The organism is Streptomyces fildesensis (assembly GCF_016107395.1).
Taxonomy (GTDB): Bacteria; Actinomycetota; Actinomycetes; order Streptomycetales; family Streptomycetaceae; genus Actinacidiphila; species Actinacidiphila fildesensis.
The window spans coordinates 167,177-191,052 of record NZ_JAAIKO010000001.1; the positions used below are offsets into that span (position 1 = coordinate 167,177).

A 23,876-nucleotide genomic window follows, 5' to 3' on the forward strand; every position below is an offset into this window, starting at 1 on the left:
GAGCGCATGTCTGATCTTCCTCGTAAGGCGGTGACTCGCACCGCGAAACTGGCCGCGCTCCCCTTGGGGTTCGCGGGCCGCGCCACACTCGGGCTGGGCAAGCGGCTGGGCGGTCGTCCTGCCGAGGTCGTCGCGAGCGAACTGCAGGAACGCACGGCCGAGCAGTTGTTCAAGGTGCTCGGAGAGCTCAAGGGCGGGGCCATGAAGTTCGGCCAGGCGCTGTCGGTGTTCGAGGCCGCGCTGCCCGAGGACGTGGCGGGTCCGTACCGGGCCGCGCTCACCAAACTGCAGGACTCCGCGCCGCCGATGCCCGCAAGCACCGTGCGCAAGGTGCTCACCGAGCGGCTGGGCGCGGACTGGCGGGAGCTGTTCACCGAATTCGACGAGACTCCGGCCGCGGCCGCCTCGATCGGCCAGGTGCACCGCGCGGTGTGGCACGACGGCCGGACGGTGGCGGTGAAGGTGCAGTACCCGGGCGCCGGGGCGGCCCTTCTCTCGGACCTGTCCCAACTGGGCCGGGTGGCCCGGCTGTTCGGCCCGCTGATCCCCGGGATGGACATCAAGCCGCTCATCGCCGAGCTGCGCGACCGGGTCTCGGAGGAGCTGGACTACGAGTTGGAGGCCCAGGCACAGCACGCCCACGCCGCGGAGTTCGCCGGCGACCCCGATGTCTCGGTGCCCGATGTGGTGCACCAGGCCGATCAGGTCCTGGTCACCGAGTGGATGGACGGCGTGCCCATGGCCGAGGTGATCGCCAAGGGCACCCAGGAGCAGCGGGACCGGGCCGGCCAGCTGCTGGCGCGCTTCCTGTTCGCGGGCCCGGCGCGTACCGGGCTGCTGCACGCCGACCCGCACCCGGGAAACTTCCGGCTGCTGGTGGACGACGGCCCCGCCGAGGGCTGGCGGCTGGGCGTGCTGGACTTCGGGACGGTGGACCGGCTGCCCGACGGGCTGCCGCTGCCGATCGGCACCGCGCTGCGGCTGGCGCTGGAGGGCGATGCCGAATCGGTGCACGCGATGCTCCGTCAGGAGGGCTTCGTCCGGCCGTCGATCAAGCTGCGCCCGGACGCGGTGCTGGACTATCTGCGGCCGATCATCGAGCCGGCCGGGTCCGAGGAGTTCACCTTCGTCCGCAGCTGGATGCGCGCCCAGGCGGCACGGATCGCCGATCCGCGCTCGCCCGCCCATCAGTTGGGCAAGCAGCTGAACCTGCCGCCGTCGTATCTGCTGATCCACCGCGTGACCTTGAGCACCATCGGCGTCCTGTGCCAGCTGGGCGCGACGGTGCGGCTGCGCGATGAACTGCTGGAGTGGCTGCCGGGCTTCGACGCCGATGGGGCGGCGGAGTCGGCGTAACCACGCGGCGGGCAGCTACCACCAGGAGGAGTCGAGACGACCTTCGATACTGCGGAGGTTCTCCCGGCCGCACCGGTCACAGAAATAGACGCGCCGGCTGTTCTCCACGGAGCAGGTCCAGGTGATCGGCAGACCCTCCTCGACGGCACCGCAGCGCGCGCACGTCGTTGTCTGGGCAGTCCCGACCCGGTTGTGCTGAGTCTTCTGGTCCACTTGGCGACGATACCTCTCCCAGTGCCCGTTAATACGCCGTAACGCACCGCGGGGCCGGTCCTTTCGGACCGGCCCCGCGGTGTTCGCTGTGGCACGGAGTGGTGTTGCTCAGCCGCTGGTGTGCGGCCGTTGGAGCGTGGTGGCCGCTGTTACTGCATGACGGCCATCGCCAGCGCACGGCGGGCGCGCAGCGAGACTCGTTCGGCCCGGCGCTGGAGTCGGCGGGCCGACACCACTCGAAGGGCCTGACGTTCGTGCTCGGCCTCGTAGAGGCGTTGTTGCATATGGGCACGTGCCAAGGCTTCTGGCATGAGTTGCATTTCGAGGTTCCTGTTCTGGCGGGCGCTGTACGCGCCGGAAGTGTGTCGGGAGGCTTCGGTGGCGTGCGCCACTTCTGTGGAGGGGTTCATGGGGACCTGCTTCTTCGGGTCGTGCGTCAGGGGTCGGTCGACTGTTCCTACGGCGCTGGTGTTCACACCGCTACTGCGTTCTTGCGCGGACGGCCACGGGGCCGCTTGCGGGCTACGACGACGCCCTGGATGAAGAGCTCTCCACCCCAGACGCCCCAAGGCTCACGGCGGTCCTTCGCACCGGCGAGGCAGGCCTCGCGGACGGGACAGGTCTGGCACAGCGACTTGGCGTACTCGACGTCGGCCGGGGACTCCGCGAAGAAGACCTCCGGGTCGTAGGTCCGGCAGGGGACGGGTACACCGAGGCGCTCGATTTCGTCATCGAGCTCGGTCAGGGGCAGCAACGGGACCTCCGAGTGGACCGCGGGCGGGGGGAGCTGGTCTGTGGGCGATACGGACGGGGCGTGCGGGGTGGCATGCACGGTCTTGGTGTTCCTCGTCTGTCTGGTCCGGCCGGTGGGCCGGTGGTTCGGCTGGAGAAAACAAAAGGGCCGCGGATCCCGGTCTGGGATTCCGCGGCCCTGGAAGGTGCCGGTCTGATCGTCGATCAGACTGGATCGCTCCAGGGTTCGAGCCCGCGGAAGGCCCACATCGAGAGGTGCTGCTGCTTCTGTCCATTTGTGCTGTGACCGGCACCGCCGGGCGTAAAGACATAGGCCGGGGCCTTCGTCTCCAGTACTGCCGGTGCCTTGGTCGCTCGCTCGCTGCGCTCGCGGATCGAGAGTTCCGCGATGGAAGCCAGGCGCAGAGCCGGGGCACCGGACATACCGGTGCCAGGCAGCGGGGAGCCGAGCGGGCAGGTGGCGACGACGACCGGACGATCGGTCATTTTCACGTTCTCGAAGTTGATGGTCACGGGTCTTCGCCTCCTCTCGGCGTCTCGTAGGGCCTGTGGTGCTTGGTCAGTACATCACGATCTCCCCGGCTCTTGGAAGAGCCGCAGTGACCGTGCTCCGGAAGGCTATGGGGACTTCCTCGCCGGGCGCAAACTATTTTTCTGGTTCTTCTGCAACAGCTTCGTCACCGGCTACGGGGCCGGCATCCCCGCCGGTGCACAGCGCCAGGACCTCGGCGCCGTACTTGTCCAGCTTTCGGCTGCCGACTCCGGCGATCGCGGAGAGCTCGGCCGGTCCTGCGGGCCGGACCTCGGCGATGGCCAGCAGCGTCTTGTCGGTGAAGACACAGTACGCGGGCTGGCCCAGCTCCCTGGCCTGCTCCATGCGCCAGTCGCGCAGCCGCTCGTACAGCCCCTCGTCCAGATCGGACGGGCAGTCCTCGCAGCGCATCAGCTTGATCTCGCCGGCCTCCGACAGGGTGCGGCCGCAGACCCGGCAGCGCACCGGGCCACGCTTGCGCTTGGCGGCGGCCACTCCGCGCTCGATGCCGCCCGTACCGGCCGCGAAGCGGTTTCCGGTGCCGCGAGTCGCGGAACCGGGCCGCAGGCCGTCCAGGAAGCGTGAGGGCTTGCGGGTGGCGCGTCCGCCGGGCGAGCGGGAGAGCGCCCAGGACAGGAACAGATGGAGCCGGGCCCGGGTGACGCCGACGTACAGCAGCCGGCGCTCCTCCTCGACCTGCTCGTCGGTCTTGGCGTACGTGATCGGCATCATGCCCTCGGTCAGCCCGACGAGGAACACCGCGTCCCACTCCAGGCCCTTGGCGGCGTGCAGCGAGGCGAGGGTGACGCCCTCGACCGTCGGGGCGTGCTGGGCGCTCGCCCGCTCGTCCAGCTCCGCGACAAGATCCGACAAGGTGGCCTCGGGGCGGGCCAGCGCGAAGTCGTCGGCGAGCCGGACCAACGCGGCCAGCGATTCCCAGCGGTCCCGGACCGCGCCCGATCCGGCGGGGGCCTCGGCCGTCCAGCCGCGGGAGCTGAGGACGGCCCTGACGTGCTCGGGCACTTCCGTACCGGCCATCCCCGGATCGGAACCTGCCCCGGCCCGGGCGGCGCCGCGCAGCAGCAGCCCGGCCTCGCGGACCTCGGGGCGGTCGAAGAACCGCTCCGCCCCGCGCAGCTGGTACGGCACCCCGGCGTCGGCGAGCGCCTGCTCGTAGACCTCGGACTGGGCGTTGATGCGGTACAGGATGGCGATCTCGCTGGGGCGCACCCCGCCGGCGATGAGCTCCTTGATCCGGCGGGCGGTGCCCTCGGCCTCGGTGGGCTCGTCCACGTACTCGGTGTAGCCGGGCTCGGGGCCCGGCTCGCGCTGCGAGACCAGTTCCAGCCGGTGCTGGGCCGCCTGGCCCCTGGCCTGGGAGAGCAGCCCGTTGGCCAGCTGCACCACCTGAGGGGTGGAGCGGTAGTCGCGGACGAGCTTCACGACGGTGGCTTCCGGGTGCCGGGAGCGGAAGCCGAGCAGGTAGTCAGGGGTGGCGCCGGTGAAGGAGTAGATGGTCTGGGAGGCGTCCCCGACCACGCAGATGGTGTCCCGGCCGCCGAGCCACAGGTCCAGCAGCCGCTGCTGGAGCGGGCTGACGTCCTGGTACTCGTCGACGACGAAGTGCTGGTACTGGGAGCGGATGGTGTCCGCGACGTCCGGGCGCTCCTGCAGGACGCCCACGGTGAGCAGCAGCACGTCCTCGAAGTCGATGACGCCGCGGTCCCGCTTGAGCTGCTCGTACGCCGTGTAGATCTTGGCGATCTCGGCCGGGTCCCGGGGGACCTCACGGCCGGACTTCGCGGCGGCCGCCGGGTAGTCCTCGGGAACGGTCTGGGTGACCTTGCACCATTCGATCTCGCCCGTCACGTCCCGCAGCTCGCTGCGGTCCAGCCGGATCCGGCAGCGGGCGCCGGCCTCGGCGACGAGCTGGACCTTGCGCTCGACGAGCCGCGGCATCTCACCGCCGATGGCGCGCGGCCAGAAGTACTGGAGCTGGCGCAGCGCGGCGGAGTGGAACGTACGCGCCTGGACGCCGCCCGCGCCGAGCTGGCGCAGCCGGCCACGCATCTCCCCCGCCGCGCGGGCGGTGAAGGTGACCGCGAGCACACTGCCGGGCTGCAGTATCCCCGCCCGCACCCCGTAGGCGATCCGGTGGGTGATCGCCCGGGTCTTGCCCGTGCCGGCGCCGGCCAGCACGCAGACCGGCCCGTGCAGGGCGGTGGCGACCTCGCGCTGTTCGGGGTCGAGCCCGTCGAGCACGGCGTCGGGGGAATCCGGTACTGCGGGGAAGAGCGAGGTGTGCGTTGGTGCGGTCACCCCGCCATGCTGCCAGGTCCGCGGAGGCGGTCGGGAAAGTTATCCACAGCCGAGGTGCGATTGTCGGACCGCGAGCGGTGGTGCAGGGGTGAGATCGGGGAGTCCAGGAATGCCCGGAGCAGGGTCAGCGTTCTCCCGATCGACGATTCCACCTGCTTGTGAGGAGCGGACACCCATGTCGGGCACTGTGACGATGTACAGCACCACCTGGTGCGGCTACTGCCGTCGGCTCAAGGGCCAGATGGACCGCGAGGGCATCGGCTACACGGAGATCAACATCGAGAACGACCCGGAGTCCGCGGCGTTCGTCGAGAAGGTCAACGGCGGCAACCAGCTGGTCCCCACCGTCCTCTTCCCGGACGGCTCGGCGCTCCCGAACCCGTCGCTGGCGCAGGTCAAGCAGAAGCTCGGCGTCTGATTCCCCAGCTCGACGCCTGATCCCACCCGCATCCGCCGGGGCGCGACCGCGCCCCGGCGGAGTGCTGTCCGGGGTGCTGCTAGCCGGCGGCCGGGAACGGGCTGCCGTACCAGAGCTCCATCAGGCGGGCGGCGATCGAGATGCCGCCCGGCGGCAGGATCTCCCCGGACTCGATGCCCTTGCGCAGGTCCTCGCGGGAGAACCAGCGGGCCTCGTGGATCTCCTCGCCGTCGACCTGGATGTCCGGTGAAGTGGCGCGGGCCATGAAGCCGAGCATCAGACTCGACGGGAACGGCCACGGCTGGCTCGCGACATATGTCACGTCGCCGACCGCCACCCCCGCCTCCTCCGCCGTCTCGCGGACCACGGCCTGCTCCAGTGACTCGCCCGGCTCCACGAAGCCCGCGAGCGTCGAGAAGCGCCCTTCCGGCCAGTGCGCCTGGCGGCCCAGCAGTGCACGGTCCTGGTCGTCCGTCACCAGCATGATCACGGCGGGGTCGGTGCGCGGGTAGTGCTCGGCACCGCACGCCTGGCAGCGCCGGATGTGGCCGGCGGCGGCGATGACGGTGCGCTCGCCGCAGCGGGAGCAGAAGCGGTGCATCCGCTGCCAGTTCTCCAGCGCGACGGCGTGCGCCATCAGGCCGGCCTCCAGCGGGGAGAGCAGCCCGGCCACCTCGCGCAGCCCGGCCGCCCGTGCCACGTCGTCCATCCGTCCCGGCAGCGCGTCCTTCTGCAGCGCGAAGTACCGCACGCCGTCCTCGCCGATGCCGAGGAAGTAGCGGTGGGTCTCGGTCTCGGGCGCGTCGAAGGCCGGGACCATGACGAGTTCGGTGGTGCCGTCCTTCTCCTCGACCAGGACCTGGCCGCCGGAGACCACGAAGACCCGGGTCGTCGGATGGCTCCAGGCGGCGGCCAGCCAGGCCTCGTCGAGCCGGTGGTGGGCGGCGCGGTCCACGCCCGTCTGGGCGAGGGTCAGCGGCTGGGTTGACAGGTCGATCTCGGACAAGGCTGCTTCCAACTCCCCGTGCGTACCTGCGGTACGCGGTAGCGCGGCTGTCGTTGTCAGTGACTGGTGTCGGTGGGGCGCGCCGGTGGCGCCGGCGGTGTCACCCGGTGACGTCGGCGGAGGCCGGACGCCAGTTCTCGGCGAGGTCGCCCCACAGGTAGGCGGCGGTCTCCACACCCTTGAACAGCAGGTCGAGCTCGACCTTCTCGTTCACCGAGTGCCAGCCGTCGGACGGTACGGAGATGCCCAGGAACAGCACCGGCACACCCAGCACGTCCTGCAGATCCGCGGCCGGTCCTGAACCGCCCTCACGGGTGAAGAGGATCTCCTGCTGGAAGGCCCGGCCCATCGACCGGACGACCGACTGCAGTGCCGGGTGGTCCAGCGGGGTCAGGCAGGGGCGGGTGGTGCCCCAGAAGGTGACCTCGTGGCGGATGCCGTCCGGGAGCCGGGCGGCGACCCAGTCGGTGACGAGCTGCTGCACCGCGCCCGCGTCCTGTCCCGCGACCAGCCGGAAGGACAGCTTGAGGTGGGCGGAGGCCGGGACGATGGTCTTGCCGCCGGGGCCCTGGTAGCCGCCGTAGATGCCGTTGACCTCGGCGGTCGGCCGGGCCCAGATGCGCTCCAGGGTGGTGTGGTCCGCCTCGCCGAGCGCCCCGTGGGACTTGGCGGTGCTCAGCCAGCGCGACTCCTCGAACGGCAGCGCCGCGAAGAGCTCCCGCTCACGGGCGGTCAGCTCGACGGCACCGTCGTAGAACCCCGGGATCGCCACCCGCCGGTCGTCGTCGTGCAGCGCGGCGACCAGCCGGGCGGCCTCGGTGGCGGGGTTGGGCACCGCGCCGCCGAACGAACCCGAGTGGATGTCCTGGTCGGGCCCGTACAGATCGACCTGGCAGTCGGCCAGACCGCGCATGCCGGTGCAGACGGTCGGGGTGTCCTCCGACCACATCCCGGTGTCGGAGACGATCACCGCGTCGCAGGCCAGCCGGTCGGCGTGCTTCCGGATCAGGGTGAGGAAGTTCGGCGAACCGGACTCCTCCTCGCCCTCGATCAGCAGCTTGAGGTTCACGGCCGGCGCGGTCCTGCCGGTCGCGGCGAGGTGGGCGCGCAGGCCCAGCGTGTGGAAGAGGACCTGGCCCTTGTCGTCGGCCGCGCCCCGGGCGTAGATCCGGCCGTCGGCGGTGTGCGGCTCGAACGGGTCGGTGTCCCAGCCGTCCTCGCGGGCGGCGGGCTGCACGTCATGGTGGCCGTAGACCAGCACCGTCGGCGCCTGCGGATCGCCGGACGGCCACTCGGCGAAGACCGCCGGCAGCCCGTCGCTCTCCCAGACCTCGGCGGTCGGGAAGCCGGTCTCCGCCAGCTTCGCCGCCAGCCATCGCGCACTGCCCAGCACATCGTCCGCGCGGTCGGGGTCCGCGGAGACGGACGGGATCCGCAGCCACTCGACGAGGTCGGCGAGGAACGCGGAACGGTGGGCGTCGATGTAGGCGTGGACTGCGCTGTCCGGGGCGGTACTCATGACGTCGAGCCTAACCGGCGCGCCGGACCCCTCCGCCCGGAGGTGGCGGCATCAGCCCGGCTCTCAGCCCGGCTCGTCGAGCAGCAGCCGCTCCAGGGCGGCACGGTCCGGCAGGGACGCGGGCCGGACGACCTCACCGGTGCGGACGTAGAGGAACGCGGCGGTCACCCGGTGCAGCGGCAGTTGGTGCTGCTCGGCCCAGGCGAGCCGGTAGAGGGCCAGCTGGAGCGGGTCGGCGGACCGGGAGCGGTTGGTCTTCCAGTCGACGATCTCGTAGGTGGCGCCCGCGCCGGCGTCCCCGTCCGCACCTTCGGTGTCCGTGGCGCCTGTGGTTCCTGTGGTGCCTGTGGTGTCCGTGGTGCCTTCGGTGCGGTAGACGGCGTCGATCCGGCCGCGGATCATGCGGCCGGCCAGCGCCAGTTGGAAGGGCGCCTCGACGCGGTAGGGCGAGCGGTCGGCGTACGGGGTGCCGAGGAACGCCTCCTTGAGGGCGGCGAGGTCGCGCTCGTCGTCGATCTCGTCACCGCCCTCGACTCCGGGCAGGTCCTCCGGGGCGAAGAGCGGCCGTTCGTCGAAGCGGGACTCGACCCAGGCGTGGAAACGGGTGCCGCGGCGCGCCGCGGGCTGCGGGGCACGGGGCATGGGGCGGGCGAGCTCGCGCGCGAACCCGTCCGGGTCGGCGGCCAGCCGCATCAGCTGCGAGGCGGTGAGAACGGGAGGCACCGGCACGTCCCGGACGGTCGCCCGGGCGCGCCGCAGCTCCCCGGCGAGGGCGTCGAGGTCCCGGTCCCAGGAGGCGACGAGACGGGACTCCTCGGGGAGCAGGTGCGCCCGTGCGGGAGCTCCGGCAACGGCGGTCTCAGCAACCCTGGGGTCGGGAACCGCGTGGTCGGGGTCGACGGGACGCTCCGGCACCGGCTCCGCCACCGGCACCGGATCGGGATCGGGATCGGCATCGGGGCTCTCGGGATGCTCGAGGCCCGCGGGACGCTCCGCCGAGAGCTCGTCCCAGTCGGCGTCCTCCCACTCCTCCTCGTCCGCCCAGGCGGGCTCGTCCTCCATCTCCCCTTCCGCGTCCGCGAACGTGCCCGCTTCCGCGTCCGCGAACGCGTGCTCCTCCGGCGCGTCCAGGTACGCGAGGACCGTCCTGGCCGCCTGGCGGCGGCGGTCGAGGGCGGTGGGGTCGAGCGGGAGCGGCCAGGCGTGCTCGACGGAGGTCTGCAGCGCCGGATTGACGGCGTCCTCCGCGGGGGGCTCCGTCCAGTGCTCGATCTCGCCGTGGCCCGCCTCGCAGTGCACGCGCAGCGCGTCCAGGAACGCGGACGGGCCGTACGGGGTCTTCTGGGTGGGCCCCCACCAGTAGCCGGAGCCGAGCAGCAGTGAGCGCGGCCGGGTGAAGGTGACATAGCCGAGGCGGAGTTCCTCGATCCGGTTGTGCTCCTTCATCGCGTCACGGAACTGGTCGAGGCCCGCCTTCGACCATTCGTCGACATCGGGGAGGGTCGCCGCGTCGCCGCGCAGGGTGTGCGGGAGCACCTTGGCGTTGGCGGTCCACAGCTCACGGCCGCGCTCGTTCGGAAAGCCCTTCTTCACCAGCCCCGGGACGGCCACGACGTCCCATTCCAAGCCCTTCGACTTGTGCGCGGTGAGCACCTTCACGGTGTTCTCGCCGCCGGGGAGCGAGCTGTCCAGGCCCTTCTCGTACTGGGCGGCGGTGCGCAGGAAGCCGAGGAACGCCAGGAGGGTCGCCTCACCGTCGAGGGAGGCGAAGTTGGCGGCGATGTCCAGGAAGGCGTTCAGCGTCTCCTTGCGGCGGGCGGCCAGCGCGTGCGGGGACGCGGACAGCTCGACCTCCAGGCCGGTGACCGCGAGCACCCGGTGCAGGACGTCCATCAGCGGGTCGGCCAGCGCGCGCCGCAGATCCCGTATCTCGGCCGCCAGCCGGGCGAACCGGACCCGCGCCTCGGGTGAGAACGGCAGCTCGTCGCCCGGGTCGGCGTCGAGGAACGTCTCCAGGGCGTCGGCGAGCGAGACCACCTCGGCCGGGTCGACGCCTTCGACGGCCGCCGCCAGCCGCCGCTCGGGGTCGTCCTCCGCGCCGCCCGCGCCGAACCGGACGAGGACCCGGGCCCGGCGGCCGAGCAGCGCCAGGTCCCGGGCGCCGATCCGCCAGCGGGGACCGGTGAGCAGCCGGACCAGCGACGCGTTCGCCGTCGGGTCGTGCAGGACCTCGCAGACGGCGACCAGGTCGGCGACCTCGGGCAGATGCAGCAGCCCGGACAGGCCCACCACCTCGACCGGGATGTCACGGGCGACGAGTGCGGCATGGATGTCGGCGAAGTGGCCCGTCGTACGGCACAGGACGGCGATCTCGCCGGGCTCGGTGCCGGTGCGCACCAGGTGCGCGAGGGAGTCCGCCAGCCACTCGATCTCCCCGGCCTGGCTGGACAGCAGCGCGCAGCGCACCAGTCCGTCGCGCTCGGCGCCGGGCGCCGGGCGCAGCGCCTCGACGCCTTCGTGCCGGGCGCGCAGTTCGGTGGCGAGGCCGTTGGCGAGGTCCAGGAGGCGGCCGCCGCTGCGGCGGTTCTCGCTGAGCGAGAAGCGGCGGGCGGGGGTGCCGTCGGCGTTCGGGAAGTGCGCGGGGAAGTCGTCGAGGTTGGCGACGGAGGCGCCGCGCCAGCCGTAGATCGCCTGGCAGGGGTCGCCGACGGCGGTGACCGGGTGGCCGGTGCCCTCGCCGCCGAACAGCCCTGCGAGCAGCAGCCGCTGGGCGACGGAGGTGTCCTGGTACTCGTCGAGCAGCACCACCTTGTACTGCTCGCGCAGGATCCTGCCGACCTCCGGGCGGGTCCGGGCCACGGTCGCCGACAGGGCGATCTGGTCGCCGAAGTCCAGCAGGTCGCGGCGCTGCTTCTGCTCGCGGTAGGCGGTGGCGAGCCCGGTGAGGTCCTGCCGGGCCTGCGCGGTCTCCGGCAGCTTGCGCAGGTCCGCGTTGGTGAGTTTGACGGGGCCCAGGGTGTCGAGCCAGCCGGTGTCGTGGGCGCGCAGCCGGTCGGGCGGAACGAGGTGTTCATTGAGCTCGCCCTCCAGCGCCAGCAGGTCGCTGACCAGGGAGGGCAGGCTCTTGGTCAGCGCCGGGTACGGGCCGGGCGCGGCCCGCAGCACCTTCGCGGCGAGCTGGTAGCGGGTGGCGTCGGCGAGCAGCCGGGCGGTGGGCTCGAGCCCGATGCGCAGCCCGTGTTCCTTGAGGAGCTGGCCGGCGAACGCGTGATACGTGGAGATCTGCGGCTCGCCGGTCGCGCCCTCGCCGGGTGCTTCCCCGGAACCGGGCGGGCCGATCGGATCCGGGTCGGTGATCCCGGCCTGGACGAGCGCCCTGCGGACCCGCTCGGCGAGCTCACCGGCGGCCTTGTTGGTGAACGTCAGGCCGAGCACTTCCTCCGGGGCGACCTGCCCCGTCCCGACCAGCCAGACCACCCGGGCGGCCATCACCGTCGTCTTGCCGGAGCCCGCACCCGCCACGATCACGTTCGGGGCGAGAGGTGCGGTGACGCACTCCATCTGCTCCGGGGTGAAAGGGATGCCGAGGAGCGCCTTGAGCTGCTCGGGGTCCGTGATGCGTGCTGCCACCCCAGTGAGGCTATCCGGCCCCACCGACAACCGGCTGCCACCTGGGCACGGACGCCTGCCGCCGGGCGTTCACCCCGCGGTGTGCACCTCGCGGCGACCGTGCCCTGGTGGCCCGTGCCCAGGTGCCCAGGTGGCCCGTGCCCAGGTGCCCAGGTGCCCGTGCCCAGGTGCCCGTGCCCCGGCGCCCGTGCCCCGCCTCCGTCAGACGTTCTTGCCGCCGTCGTCCTGGAACTTGCTGATGTCCACCGTCTGGGAGGCCGGCGGGGCCACCGCCTTGACCGGCTTGTTGAAGTCGCCGAAGGTGGCGTGGCCCGGCTCCTTGCCGCCCTCGTTGACGATCTTCAACGGGTACGGCTCGCCCTGGGCCGCCACGTAGATGGTGGTCTTCTCCGAGTCGCCGGCCTTCTTCTGGATGATCGTGACGACCGGCTGTCCGTCGATGGTGGTCGGGGCGCCCTTGCTGAAGGTGCCGTCCTTGTCGTCCGACGACATGTTGTCGAGGAACGAGTCCAGGTCGCAGAAGGACGCCAGGTCCTTGTCCTTGGCGGCGTCGCCGGGCACCTTCACCCACTTGCCGTGCAGCAGCTCGACCGTGGCGTCGCCGTCCTCCTTGCCGCCCGCTTCGCGCCAGAAGGTGTCGTTGGCCTTCATGTAGCTGGTGTGGTGCGTGCCGATGAACTGCATCGTCGACTTGCCCTGGCTCATCGCACCGGCGCACTCGCCCGCCTTGGACATGGAAGCCTTGAACTGCATGGGCTTTCCGGTGTCCATCATCGCGAAGTCCACCTTCACCGAGGTGAGGGACTTGAGCGCGGCCTCGGCCTTGTCCGAGATCTGCCGCGCGGTCAGGGCGTCGAGCCCCGTCGCCGCGGTGGTGCTCGCCGAGACGGACGGCTTCGGCTTGGAGCCGATCACCGCGTCGTCGGACTTGTCGCCCCCGCAGCCGGTCACTCCGCCCACCAGGGCCGCACAGACCAGTGAGGCCGCCACGACGTTCCGCTGTACTGCCACCGGATTTCTCCTCCACCCACACGCATCATGCTGATAAGCACAAGATAAACATGCGGGCGCAACGGGTTTGACCCGGCCCTCTCAGGCGTTGAGGCCCAGGCCGGAGTCCCCGCCGAGCAGACTGAAGTCGATCGTCTGGTTCGCGGGCGGGGCCTCGACGTTGACCGGCTTGCCGAAGGATCCGAAGGTCATGGTCCCCCCGGTCTGGTCCGTGAGCTTCAGCAGGTACGAAGGGCCGTGCGCCGCCACGTAATAGGTGACGGCCCCCTGCCGGTCCTTCTTCTTGATGGTGACCACCGGCTTTCCGTCGACCGTCGCCGGGGCACCCTTCGTGGCCGATTCGTGCGCCAGCTGCAGGGTCTTCAGGACGTTCGCCACCTCGCAGCTCTGGGACAGCCGCTTGCCGGGGGCGGAGGTGAAGGGGAACCTGATCCACCGGTTGGCCGCCAGCGCCCCGAACGACTTGCCCTTGGGGCTCAGTGACGTCCAGTACCTGGCATCGCCCTTGATGTACGCGGTCCGGTCGGCGGTTCTGATGATCTGCATCGTCCCGCTGTTCAGCCGCGCCGCGGCCGCGCAAACGCCGTCCGTGGTCGCCGCGATCTTCACCTGGACCTGCTTGCTCTGCAGGACTCCGGAGAACTCCATGGTCATGGAGGTGACGAGATTCATCGCCAACGACATCCGGCGGGAGATCTCCGGCGCCGTCAGTCCCTCCAGCGAGCCGTCCGACGGGGTGCCGGTCGCGGTCGCCGGCTTGGACGCCGCGTGGACCGCCCGCCCGCGGTCCGCCGTGCCCTGGCAGCCGGACAGCGCCCCCATGGCCATACCGCAGACCACTACGACTGCGACAACACTGCGCCTCAACGCCACGACGGCCACTTTCCTTCAACCCACCCGCATACCCACACTTGCCCTTACGTCGAACGGACGCACGAACGGCCGAAAGGGTTGCACGATCGAGGCACAGGTCACGCGGCGGCGGCACGGGGTGCTTCGCGGCCTACTCCACGACGTGCCGGCCCTCCGGCTGCGCGCTGCAGGCCGCACGGAACGCGCAGTGCGTGCAGTGCTGGCCGGTGGCAGGGGTGAAGCGCTCGTCCAGGACCCGGCCGGCCGCGTCGGCCAGCAGGTCCTCCACCACCCACTCCCCCTCGCCGCCGGCCTCCGCCGCCTCCGCCCGCTTCTCCGCGAGCGGCTGCTGGCGCTGGACGGCCGGCACGGTGTCGCCGCCGTCCTTCTTCGCCGCGCCGAGGCGCAGTTGCACGAGTTCGGCGCCACCCGGCAGCGGACGGTCGCCGCCGAACAGCTCGTCGACCGCGCCCTCCCGGACCGCGAGCTGGTAGACGGCGAGCTGCGGGTGGCGCTCGACCTCCTTCGCCGTCGGCTTGGACTTGCCGGTCTTGAAGTCGACGACATAGGCGTTGCCGTCCGCGTCCGCCTCGACCCGGTCCATGCTGCCGCGGATCCGGACCTGCACCTCGCCGGCTTCGATGACGACGTCGAAGCCGTGCTCGGTGGCGACGGACGCCCGGCCGCGCTCCATCACGTGCCAGTGCAGGAAGCGTTCCAGCGCGTCCCGCGCGTTCCGCTTCTCCTGGAGGGACTTCCACGGCGCGTCGAAGGCCAGGGCGTCCCAGACGGTGTCCAGCCGGGCCATCAGTACGTCCAGGTCGGCGGGGGTCCGCCCGGAGGCGACCTCGTCGGCCAGCACGTGCACGACGTTGCCGAAGCCCTGCGCGGCGGTCGACGGCGGCTCCGCCTTCACCTCGCGGCCCAGGAACCACTGCAGCGAGCAGGTGTTGGCGAGCTGGTCGAGCGCGCTGCCCGACAGCGCCACCGGCTGATCGCGGTCGCGCAGCGGAACGGCCGAGCGCGTCGGCTCGTACAGGCCCCACCAGCGGTCGGGGTGCGCGGACGGTACGAGCGCGTGCCCGGCGTCGTTCAGCGAGGCGAGCCGGGCCAGCCGCAGGGCGGCGGCCTCGCGCAGCGCCGGGGACGCGGCCGGGTCGACGGTGGTCGCGCGCAGCTCCGCGACGAGCGCGGAGACGGCCAGCGGACGGCGCGCCCGGTGCGTGACGTCCTGCGGCTCGACGCCGAGCTCGGTCAGGAAGCGGGACGGCTGGTCGCCGTCGTCCGCCGCCGCCTTGACCGCGGTGACGACGAGCCGCTCCTTCGCGCGGGTCGCCGCCACGTAGAACAGCCGCCGCTCCTCGGCCAGCAGGGCGCCGGGGGTGAGCGGCTCCGCGAGCCCGTCGCGGCCGATCCGGTCGGCTTCGAGCAGTGAACCCCGGCGGCGCAGGTCCGGCCAGAGGCCCTCCTGCACTCCGGCGACCACCACCAGCCGCCACTCCAGCCCCTTGGACCGGTGCGCGGTCATCAGGCGTACGGCGTCGGTACGGACGGCCCGGCGGCTCAGCGTGTCGGCGGCGATGTCCTGCGCGTCCAGCTCCTCCAGGAAGTTCAGCGCCCCACGGCCGCCGGTCCGCTCCTCGGCGCGCGCCGCCGTCTCGAACAGCGCGCACACCGCGTCCAGGTCCCGGTCCGCGTTCCGCCCGGCCGTGCCGCCACGGGTCGCCGACCGCTCCAGCCGCTGCGGCCACGGCGATCCGTCCCACAGCTCCCACAGCGCCTGCTCCGCGGTGCCGCCGCCCGCCAACAGCTCCCGCGCCTTCCGCAGCAGCATGCCGAGCCGCTGCGCGCCGCGCGCGTACGCCGGATCGTGCGCCACCAGCCGCTCCGGTTCTCCCAGCGCCTCCGCGATCAGCAGATCGGAGGGCCGCGGCACGGTACGGCCGGCGGCCCGCTCCTCCTCCCGCAGGGCCCGCCCCAGCCGGCGCAGGTCCGCGGCGTCCATGCCGCCGAGGGGTGACGTCAGCAGCGTGATCGCGTCCTCGACGCTCACGGACGCGGGGTCGGGCTCGGGCTCGGGGTCGGGCTCGGGCTCGGGCTCGGGGTCGGGCTCTGGATCGGGCCCGCCCGCGGACTCTGCCTCGTTCTCCTCCGGTTCTGCCGCCTCTTCGGGTTCTGCCGGCTCCTCGTGCTCGCCGATCCGGGTCTGGGCGGGTACGACGGGTGCCCCCTGCGCGCCCGCGGCGGCGACGCGCAGCGCCAGCAGGAGCGGGGCGACGGCGGGTTCGTGCCGGAGCGGCAGATCGTCACCGTCTATCTCGATGGGGACACCCGCGGAGGTCAGCGCGCGGCGCAGGCCCGGGATGGAGCGGGCCCCTGCCCGGACCAGGACGGCCATGTCGCGCCACGGGATGCCGTCCTCCAGATGGGCGCGGCGCAGGGTGTCGGCGATGCCGTCGAGCTCGGCGCCCGCCAGGGGGTACGTGCGGACGGCGACCGTGCCGCCGTCCCGGACCGCGGTCAGTTCGCGGTGGGCGCGGACGGCCGCGGCGGGCAGTCGCGGCAGCGACATCCGGCGGGTGACGAGGCGGGTGGCGTCCAGCAGGGCGGCGCCGGCGCGCCGCGAGACGGTGAGGACGTGGACGGGGGCGGGACGGCCGTCGCGGCGCGGGAAGGCGTCCGGGAATTCGAGGATGCCGTTCACGTCGGCGCCGCGGAAGGCGTAGATCGACTGGTCGGGGTCACCGAAGGCGACGAGGGTGCGGCCCTGGCCCGCCAGCGCGCGCAGCAGCCGGACCTGCGCCGGATCGGTGTCCTGGTACTCGTCGACGAAGACGGCGTCGTACTGCCCGGCCAGGGCCTCGAAGACCTCCGGGCGCTCCGCGAGCAGCACCGCCCGGTGCAGCAGCTCGGCGTAGTCCAGGACGCCCTGGAGGTCGAGCACGTCCAGGTACTCGGCGAGGAAGGACGCCGCCGCCGACCAGTCCGGGCGGCCGATCCGCCGGGCGAAGTCCTGCAGTGCCGCCGGGCCCAGGCCCAGCTCACGGCTGCGGGCGAGCACGGCGCGCACCTCGTCCGCGAAGCCGCGGGTGGTGCGTGCGGCCCGCAGGTCGTCGGGCCAGCGGATCCGGCCGCGCCCGTCCTTCTCCAGCGCGCTCTGTCCCGCCAGCAGCTCACGGACGACGACGTCCTGCTCGGGCCCGGACAGCAGCCGCAGCGGATCGGCGAAGAGCTCCGGGTCCTGGTGCGCGCGGAGCAGGGCATAACAGAAGGAGTGGAACGTGGTCGCCTGTGCGGTGGCCGTGCCCCCCATACGGGCGGCCATCCGGTCCCGGAGCTCGACCGCCGCCTTGCGGCTGAACGTCAGGACGAGGATCCGCTCGGGGGCGGTGCCGAGCCGCACCCGTTCGGCGACCGCCTCGACGAGCGTCGTGGTCTTGCCGGTGCCCGGTCCCGCGAGGACCAGCAACGGTCCCGACCGGTGCTCAACCACCGCGCGCTGTGACGCGTCCAGAACAGGAGGCGCGGTCCGCGCGGGCGGGGTCCGCAGCAGACGGTAGGCGGCGGTGCCCGTGTCGATCCCCCGGTGCGGCGCGCGCTGCGCCGGTCGGAGGGAGGAGGAGGTCACGTGGTTCGCCGGTTCCGTGGGTGCTGTGGGTGGCTCGGGTGCTGCAGGTCCTGCGGGGGCTTCTCGTACCGCCCGGTGGTCCGGACGGTGACCCGGACCGTGGGGCCGGTGCGGTCAGCTGTCGACGCTACGCCTCCCGGCGCACGGGCCGCAGCCGGTCCCACCGGTGTTCGGGCGTGGACTCGGTCACGTGCTTCGTCGCGTACTTCTTCGTCACGTACTCGGTCGGGTTCCCGGTCGGGTTCCCGGTCGGGTTCTCGGTCAGGTGCTCGACCGCATACTCCCTCACCTCATTCACGACCTCGTTCGCCCACGCGTTCACGTACTCCGTACGGACGGCCCACCGCATATTCCGGCCCGCCATGGCCGAAGCTGGAAACTGTGAGCATCCGGTCGTCATTCCCCGGTGGGCGCGCCGTCCCACCGGGCCCGCCGCATATCGATACGCGGCACATGACCCTCGGCGGAGCGCGCCGCCTCCCGCAGCGGCGTGCCCTCCTCCCGGTAGTGCGCCAGCGCGCGCAGCTCATGGCCGGGCAGCAGGTGGCCGTCGGAACGCACCACGCGCCACCACGGCACGGCGCCGCCGTACAGCGCCATGACGCGGCCGACCTGCCGCGGCCCTCCCTCGTCGAGCCACTCGGCGACATCCCCGTACGTCATCACCCGGCCGGGCGGGATGGCCTCGGCGGTTTCCAGCACCCGCTCTGCGTATTCGGAGGGCGCGGTCTCCTCGTTCGTCCGCTCACTCATCCGGCCCATCCTGCCTCAGGCCACCGACAACGGGGGGTTCAGCGCGCATCCCCGCACTGCTCATGCCACCATCGTCCGCGGGGTGACTGGTGATACGAGAACAAAACGAGACAGCGGGACAGCAGGACCAGGACGCGGCGGCCACTTCGGCCGGCCGCCCCGTTGACGTGCCGTCGCCCGACAGCGTGACACCCGGAGCCGACAGCGGCGCCAACGGCAGCACCGGTCCTGAGGCCTCGACCGCCTCGAACGAAACCCCCTCGGACAAACCCGAAGCGACCGGAGCAACGGAACCGACCGAAGCGACCGAACCAGTCAAAGCGGCTGAAAACGCCGAACCGCTCGAAGCGACCGAACCGGTAGCAGCCGACGAGCCCGCCCGGTCCGACCAGCCCGCCCAGTCCGCCGAAGAGACCGATGTCGTCCACAGCGACGACGTCTCCAGCGACGAGCCGCTGCTCGCCGCCCGCGTGCACCGCCCCGCCGACCTCATGCGGTTCCTGCTCGGTCTGCTCGGCATCGCCGTGGTCATGGCCATCGCCGGTTTCGCCCATGCCACCACCAGCGGTGTCGAGGCGGACATCGCCAAGGGCGCGCGCAACTCGCCCGACGCGCTGAGCACCTTCGCCGGCCTCACCGCGAGCATCGCCGTACTGATCGTCCCGGTCGCCTTCGCGATCGAGCGGCTGATCAAACGGGACGGGCTGCGGATCGCCGACGGCGTGCTCGCCGCCGTCCTCGCCCACGGCGTGGCGCTGGCCACCGACCTGTGGGTGACGAACGCCGCACCGGACCCGATCAGGGCCGCGATGACCCAGATCGCGCCGGGTGGCGGCGGGATCACCGACCCCGTGCACGGCTATCTGGCACCGGTCATCGCCTATATGACGGCCGTCGGCATGGCCCGGCGCCCGCGCTGGCGGGTGCTGCTGTGGTTCGTGCTGCTGCTGGACGCGTTCGCGGTGCTGGTCGGCGGCTACACGACGCCGTTCTCGATCATCGTGACGGTGCTCATCGGCTGGACCGTCGCCTACGGCACCCTGTACTCGGTCGGCTCGCCGAACGTCCGGCCGACCGGCCAGAACCTGCTCGCCGGCCTGCGGCGCGTCGGCTTCGCGCCGCTGACCACCCGCCGCGCGGACGACGAGGTCCCCGAGACCCCCGACTCCGAACGCGGCCGCGGCTATCTCGTCACCCTGGAGGACGGACCGCCGCTCGACGTCACCGTCGTGGACCGCGAGCAGCAGGCGCACGGCTTCTTCTACCGGGTGTGGCGCCGCATCTCGCTGCGCGGCATCAACCAGCGCCGCAGCCTGCAGTCGCTGCGCCAGACCCTGGAGCAGGAGGCGCTGCTCGCGTACGCGGCCATCGCCGCCGGGGCCAACGCGCCGAAGCTGATCGCCACCTCCGAGCTGGGCCCGGACGCCGTCATGCTCGTCTACGAGCACATCGGCGGCCGCCGGCTGAACTCGCTGCCGGACGAGGAGCTCACCGACGCGCTGCTGTACAACGCCTGGCAGCAGGTCAAGGCGCTCCAGTCGCGGCGGATCGCCCATCGGCGGCTGGTCGGCGAATCCCTTCTGGTGGATCGTTCCGGCAAGGTCTTTCTGACGGATCTGCGCGGCGGCGAGATCGCGGCCGGCGACATCGTGCTGCGGATGGACATCGCCCAGCTGCTGACCACCGTCGCGCTGCGCGTCGGCCCGGAACCGGCGGTCAAGTCGGCCGTCGCCGTCCTCGGCCCCGACGCGGTCGCGAACTCCCTGCCGCTGCTCCAGCCGATCGCGCTGAGCCGCTCCACCCGCGCGGAGCTCAAGCAGCTGAACCGCGCGCGGGCGCAGCGCGAGCGGGACGCCGTGCTCGCCGCGTCCGCGGCCGACAAGGAGGCGCGGGCCGCGGCGGCCGCGGCCGCCCCCTCGCGCGGCTCGGCCAAGGCCGAGAAACGGGCCGAGAAACGCGCCATCGAAGTGGCCCAGGACGAGGCCCGCGAGGAGGATCTGCTCTCCAGGATCCGCCAGCAGGTGCTGCTCATCCGGCCGCAGGCCCCGGTGGAGCCGGTCCGTCTGGAGCGGATCAAGCCGCGCACCCTCGTCACGGTCATCGCGGGCGCCTTCGCCGCGTACTTCCTGCTGTCGCAGATCAGCTCGGTGCCGATCGCCGACACGATCTCCCGAGCGAACTACGGCTGGGCGGCCGTCGCCGTGGTCGGCTCCGCGCTCAGTTATGTGGCGGCGGCCTGCGCGCTGGCCGGCTTCGTCCCGGAGCGGCTGTCGCTGTTCAGGACGGTCATGGCGCAGATCGCCGGATCGTTCGTGAAGCTCGTCGCCCCGGCGGCGGTCGGCGGCGTCGCCCTCAACACCCGGTATCTGCAGAAGACGGGCGTACGGCCGGGCCTCGCGGTGGCGAGTGTCGGCGCGTCCCAGCTGGTCGGTCTCGGCTCGCACATCCTGCTGCTGCTGACCTTCGGCTACATCACCGGCACCGAGAAGACGCCGTCGCTGTCACCGTCCCGCACGGTCATGGCCGGGCTCCTCACCGCGGGTGTGCTGGTGCTGGTCGGGACGGCGATCCCGACCCTGCGCAAGTTCGTCTCCACCCGGGTACGGGCGCTGTTCGCGGGCGTCATCCCACGCATGCTCGACGTGCTGCAGCGCCCGGCGAAGCTGGTGACGGGCATCGGCGGCACGCTGATGGTCACCGTCACCTTCGTGATCTGTCTCGACGCCTGCGTACGCTCCTTCGGCGGCAGCCTCAGCTACTCGACGATCGCGGTCGTCTTCCTCGCGGGCAACGCCCTCGGCTCCGCGGCGCCGACCCCCGGCGGTGTCGGCGCGGTCGAGTTCGCCCTCACCGGTGGTCTGATCGCGGCCGGCCTGCCGGGCACGATCGCCACGCCGGCGGTGCTGCTCTTCCGGCTCCTGACCTTCTGGCTCCCCGTCCTGCCGGGCTGGCTCTCCTTCAACTACCTCAGCCGCAAGGGCGATCTCTGAGCGACCGCCGCCGGCGGACGATGCCCGTCGCCTCCAGGTCGGGGCAGCTTTGATCGACTGACAGGTTCTCGTCAAAATTTGCCCAAGTTCCCTCCTTTCAGCATCTCTTCCTCCCCCTCCCGTGGTCGGGTCTGGCGTGCACACCTTCGCACCGGCCCATCCGGGCTCCACCGGGGAGGAACTGATGTCGGCACCAACCCGCAAGAGGCGATGGCTCACGATCTGCGCCATCACCGCGACAGCCGCGCTCATCGCGGTACCCGCCGGAGCCGCACCCGGCCACGGCAGCCCCAGACCGCACTCCGTCACCAGCACCCTCGCACGTGCCGCCACGGCCGCCACCGACGGCGACGAGGGCGGTGAGGCCGACGAGATAGCCGAGGGTGCGGATCAGTTCGCCGAGGCCCGCACCTCCCCCGGCGTCATCCAGCCCGGCGCGTACGGTGCCGCCTGGGCGGCCCTCAACGCCCTCCCGAACACGGGCGGGACCTGGCGGCACGACACCGGTCTCGTCTACAACGCCGACGATCCGCGCTACCGCGACATCGACTCCAACTCCAGTGGCGGCGCCGGCAACGTCACCGGCCGCACCGCGGCCCTGGTCGCCGACAACGCCGGCTATGTCTACGAGGGCAGTGCGGGCGGCGGGGTGTGGAGATCCCGTACCGGCGGCGGCAACTGGCAGGCCATCAGCGACGCCCTGCCCGCCCAGGCCACCGGGGCACTCGCGCTGGACAGCGCGGGCAGGCTCTGGCTGGGCACCGGCGAGGCGACGACCAACGCGGACGCCTACCTCGGCAGCGGTGTGTACCTGCTGTCCGATCCGCGGCACGGCACGTTCTCGGCGTACAGCCGGGTCGGCGGCAAGGAACTGGACAACACCACCGTCCACACCCTGCGCTTCGGCGGCGACACGGTGTGGGCGTCGACGAGCCGCGGCGTGTGGAGCCACTCCGTCAGCCACACCGGCGGCCCCTGGAAACTGGAGTTCGCCCCCAATCCGGACTTCCTGCCCGGAGGTTCGCAGGCGAACGACCCGTCCGCGCCGTACAAGAACATCGCCAACGACGTCGCGATCGACCCGAAGCATCCCTCGCGGGTGGTCCTCGCCGTCGGCTGGCGCAGCGGCGACACGTACAACGGCTTCTACGCGAAGACCGGCGGGAGCTGGCAACGCGTCACGTCACTCGGCGATCTGCCGACCGCCGCGACCGACGTCGGCAACGTCACCTTCGCCCGCTCGGCCGACGGTTCGCGCTACTACGCCATCGACCAGTCCCCCGCTCAGCAGGCCGCCAATCCGGACAGCTCGCTGGCGGGGATCTACACCTCCAAGTCCGGCTCTCCGCTGGGTCCGTGGACCCGGATCGCGGACTATCCGACCCTCAGCGCCGCCGGATCGGCGCTGAACAGCAGTGGCTTCATGCCGGGCGTGCAGGCCTGGTACAACCAGTTTCTGCAGGTGGACCCCCACAACGCGGACCACCTCTACGCCGGTCTGGAAGAGGTCTTCGAGACGACGAACGCCGGTGCGACCTGGTCGGCCGTCGGACCGTACTGGAACTTCAACTTCCCCTGCTGGAGCATTGATCCGTCCCGGCAGACCGGCGCCTGCAGCCAGACCGTCCACCCGGACCAGCACGCGGCCGCCATCGGCAGCTACCACGGCAGAACGTACTTCTACGCGGGCAACGACGGTGGCGTCTACCGCCGCCCGGTGAACGGCGCGCAGGACTCGTCCGGTCATGCCACGGACTGGGCCTCGCTCAATGACGGCACCATCGACACCCTGCAGTACTACTCGGTGGGCATCGGCAAGGACCCGGCCTTCCGCGGGGTGGCGGTCAACGGCGGCCTGCAGGACAACGGGCAGTCCGTTCTGCGTCCGCACGACACCGTCATGGGCTCCAACTTCGGCGGCGACGGCGCCGACACGATCACCGACCCGGCCAACGGCTGCAACATCGCCCAGGAATACGTCTATCTGGCGGTTCAGGTCACCCAGAACTGTGCCGTGAACGACGGCTCATGGACCACCGACCCGACGAAGGCCACCTCGTACTCCGTCGCCCCGGCCGACAACGCCACCGGGGAGGCCCGCTTCATCGCCCCGCTCGCGGCGGACATCAGGAACAGCAACGCCTGGGTGGCCGGCGGCCGGCACGTCTGGACGCAGAGCCACGGCTACGCGATCCGCAGCTCCGGCGAGTGGACCAACGCCTTCGACCTCGGAGAGGGCCACACCGCCACCGCGGTGGCCGCTTCCGGCGGCAAGGTCTACGCGGCGTGGTGCGGCCCCTGCAACAACCAGGGTTTCACGCGCGGCATCGCCGTCGGCAACGCGGACGGCACCGGCTGGCACCAGATCGACCTCCCCGCGACCGGGGCGGACGGCACCGTACCCAACCGATACCTTTCCGGCTTCGCCATCGACCCGAGGAACGCCGACCACGTGTACCTCGCGGTCAATGGCTTCTCCCGGCACTGGACCGAAGGTCCCGGTGCCGGTGTCGGCCATGTCTTCGAGTCCACGGACGGCGGCACCACGTGGAAGGACATCTCGTCGAACATGCCCGACGTGCCGTCCGACTCCATCGTCGCCCTCCCGGGCGGCGGCCTGGTACTCGCGACCGACCTGGGCGTCATCTACCGGGCACCCGGCGGCACCGGCTGGAAGCGCGTGGGGCACCTTCCCGCCGTGGCCGTCCTGCAGATCAGGACGGGCCCCGACGGGCGCCTGTACGCGGCGACGCACGGCCGCGGCATCTTCTCGATCGATCTGAGGTGACGGTGCGGCCCGCGCATCCGACGGCGCGGCCGTCTCCACGGAAGTAACGGATGTCCTGGCCGGATCGCCGCGATCCGGCCAGGACATTTGTACTGCCGAAGCCTGGAG

Annotated in this window: 17 protein-coding genes; 4 read left to right on the forward strand and 13 right to left on the reverse strand. The window is 71.9% G+C overall.

From position 1 onward, the window contains the following. Positions 1 to 6 precede the first annotated feature (6 nt). A complete protein-coding gene (locus C6N31_RS00700) occupies positions 7 to 1,356 on the forward strand; it encodes an ABC1 kinase family protein (protein WP_138350954.1) in 1,350 nt (449 codons plus the stop codon). A 15-nt stretch (positions 1,357 to 1,371) separates the two neighbouring features. Here the strand turns inward: C6N31_RS00700 and C6N31_RS00705 are convergent, their stop codons facing one another. The 5 genes from C6N31_RS00705 to C6N31_RS00725 form a co-directional block, all read right to left on the reverse strand. Next, positions 1,372 to 1,569, reverse strand: a complete 198-nt coding sequence (locus C6N31_RS00705; protein ID WP_138350955.1) for a hypothetical protein — start codon at positions 1,567 to 1,569, stop codon at positions 1,372 to 1,374. A gap of 149 nt (positions 1,570 to 1,718) precedes the next feature. Then, entirely contained in the window at positions 1,719 to 2,045 is a 327-nt protein-coding gene (locus C6N31_RS00710) for a putative WhiB-interacting protein (protein ID WP_138350956.1), read from the reverse strand. Next, positions 2,042 to 2,401 (reverse strand): WhiB family transcriptional regulator, encoded by a 360-nt coding sequence (locus tag C6N31_RS00715; protein WP_138350957.1) that lies wholly within the window; start codon positions 2,399 to 2,401, stop codon positions 2,042 to 2,044. Before C6N31_RS00715 ends, C6N31_RS00710 begins: the two co-directional genes overlap by 4 nt. A 125-nt stretch (positions 2,402 to 2,526) precedes the next feature. Next, on the reverse strand, positions 2,527 to 2,808 hold the full coding sequence (locus tag C6N31_RS00720) for a hypothetical protein (RefSeq protein WP_164298489.1): 282 nt from the start codon (positions 2,806 to 2,808) through the stop codon (positions 2,527 to 2,529). Positions 2,809 to 2,968: 160 nt separating this feature from the next. Beyond that, positions 2,969 to 5,173, reverse strand: coding sequence for an ATP-dependent DNA helicase UvrD2 (locus tag C6N31_RS00725; RefSeq protein WP_138350958.1), 2,205 nt, complete (start codon positions 5,171 to 5,173; stop codon positions 2,969 to 2,971). A gap of 175 nt (positions 5,174 to 5,348) precedes the next feature. Here C6N31_RS00725 and C6N31_RS00730 point away from each other — a divergent pair, with 175 nt between their 5' ends. After that, the gene (locus tag C6N31_RS00730) at positions 5,349 to 5,591 is read left to right on the forward strand and encodes a mycoredoxin (protein WP_138350959.1); all 243 of its coding nucleotides are present in this window, start codon (positions 5,349 to 5,351) and stop codon (positions 5,589 to 5,591) included. A 79-nt stretch (positions 5,592 to 5,670) separates the two neighbouring features. Here the strand turns inward: C6N31_RS00730 and nudC are convergent, their stop codons facing one another. From nudC to C6N31_RS00770, 8 genes are all read right to left on the reverse strand, one after another. Then, a complete protein-coding gene (gene nudC / locus C6N31_RS00735) occupies positions 5,671 to 6,609 on the reverse strand; it encodes an NAD(+) diphosphatase (RefSeq protein ID WP_232484650.1) in 939 nt (312 codons plus the stop codon). 88 nt (positions 6,610 to 6,697) lie between these two features. Further along, complete coding sequence (locus C6N31_RS00740; RefSeq protein WP_138350960.1) at positions 6,698 to 8,116, reverse strand: M20/M25/M40 family metallo-hydrolase; 1,419 nt, start codon at positions 8,114 to 8,116, stop codon at positions 6,698 to 6,700. Positions 8,117 to 8,179: 63 nt separating this feature from the next. Further along, positions 8,180 to 11,746: an ATP-dependent helicase gene (locus tag C6N31_RS00745; RefSeq protein ID WP_198356998.1), complete on the reverse strand. Its 3,567-nt coding sequence runs from the start codon at positions 11,744 to 11,746 to the stop codon at positions 8,180 to 8,182. A 201-nt stretch (positions 11,747 to 11,947) separates the two neighbouring features. Continuing rightward, positions 11,948 to 12,757, reverse strand: a complete 810-nt coding sequence (locus tag C6N31_RS00750; RefSeq protein ID WP_138350962.1) for a hypothetical protein — start codon at positions 12,755 to 12,757, stop codon at positions 11,948 to 11,950. 81 nt (positions 12,758 to 12,838) lie between these two features. Further along, on the reverse strand, positions 12,839 to 13,630 hold the full coding sequence (locus C6N31_RS00755) for a hypothetical protein (RefSeq protein WP_198356999.1): 792 nt from the start codon (positions 13,628 to 13,630) through the stop codon (positions 12,839 to 12,841). A 130-nt stretch (positions 13,631 to 13,760) separates the two neighbouring features. Then, the gene (locus C6N31_RS00760; RefSeq protein WP_381586453.1) at positions 13,761 to 17,189 is read right to left on the reverse strand and encodes an ATP-dependent helicase; all 3,429 of its coding nucleotides are present in this window, start codon (positions 17,187 to 17,189) and stop codon (positions 13,761 to 13,763) included. A gap of 175 nt (positions 17,190 to 17,364) precedes the next feature. After that, complete coding sequence (locus C6N31_RS00765; protein ID WP_198357000.1) at positions 17,365 to 17,526, reverse strand: hypothetical protein; 162 nt, start codon at positions 17,524 to 17,526, stop codon at positions 17,365 to 17,367. A 107-nt stretch (positions 17,527 to 17,633) separates the two neighbouring features. Then, positions 17,634 to 17,999 (reverse strand): MGMT family protein, encoded by a 366-nt coding sequence (locus C6N31_RS00770; protein WP_138350965.1) that lies wholly within the window; start codon positions 17,997 to 17,999, stop codon positions 17,634 to 17,636. Positions 18,000 to 18,079: 80 nt separating this feature from the next. Here C6N31_RS00770 and C6N31_RS00775 point away from each other — a divergent pair, with 80 nt between their 5' ends. Then, positions 18,080 to 20,980, forward strand: a complete 2,901-nt coding sequence (locus C6N31_RS00775; protein WP_138350966.1) for a flippase-like domain-containing protein — start codon at positions 18,080 to 18,082, stop codon at positions 20,978 to 20,980. 184 nt (positions 20,981 to 21,164) lie between these two features. After that, positions 21,165 to 23,768, forward strand: coding sequence for a glycosyl hydrolase (locus C6N31_RS00780; RefSeq protein ID WP_198357001.1), 2,604 nt, complete (start codon positions 21,165 to 21,167; stop codon positions 23,766 to 23,768). Positions 23,769 to 23,876 lie beyond the last annotated feature (108 nt).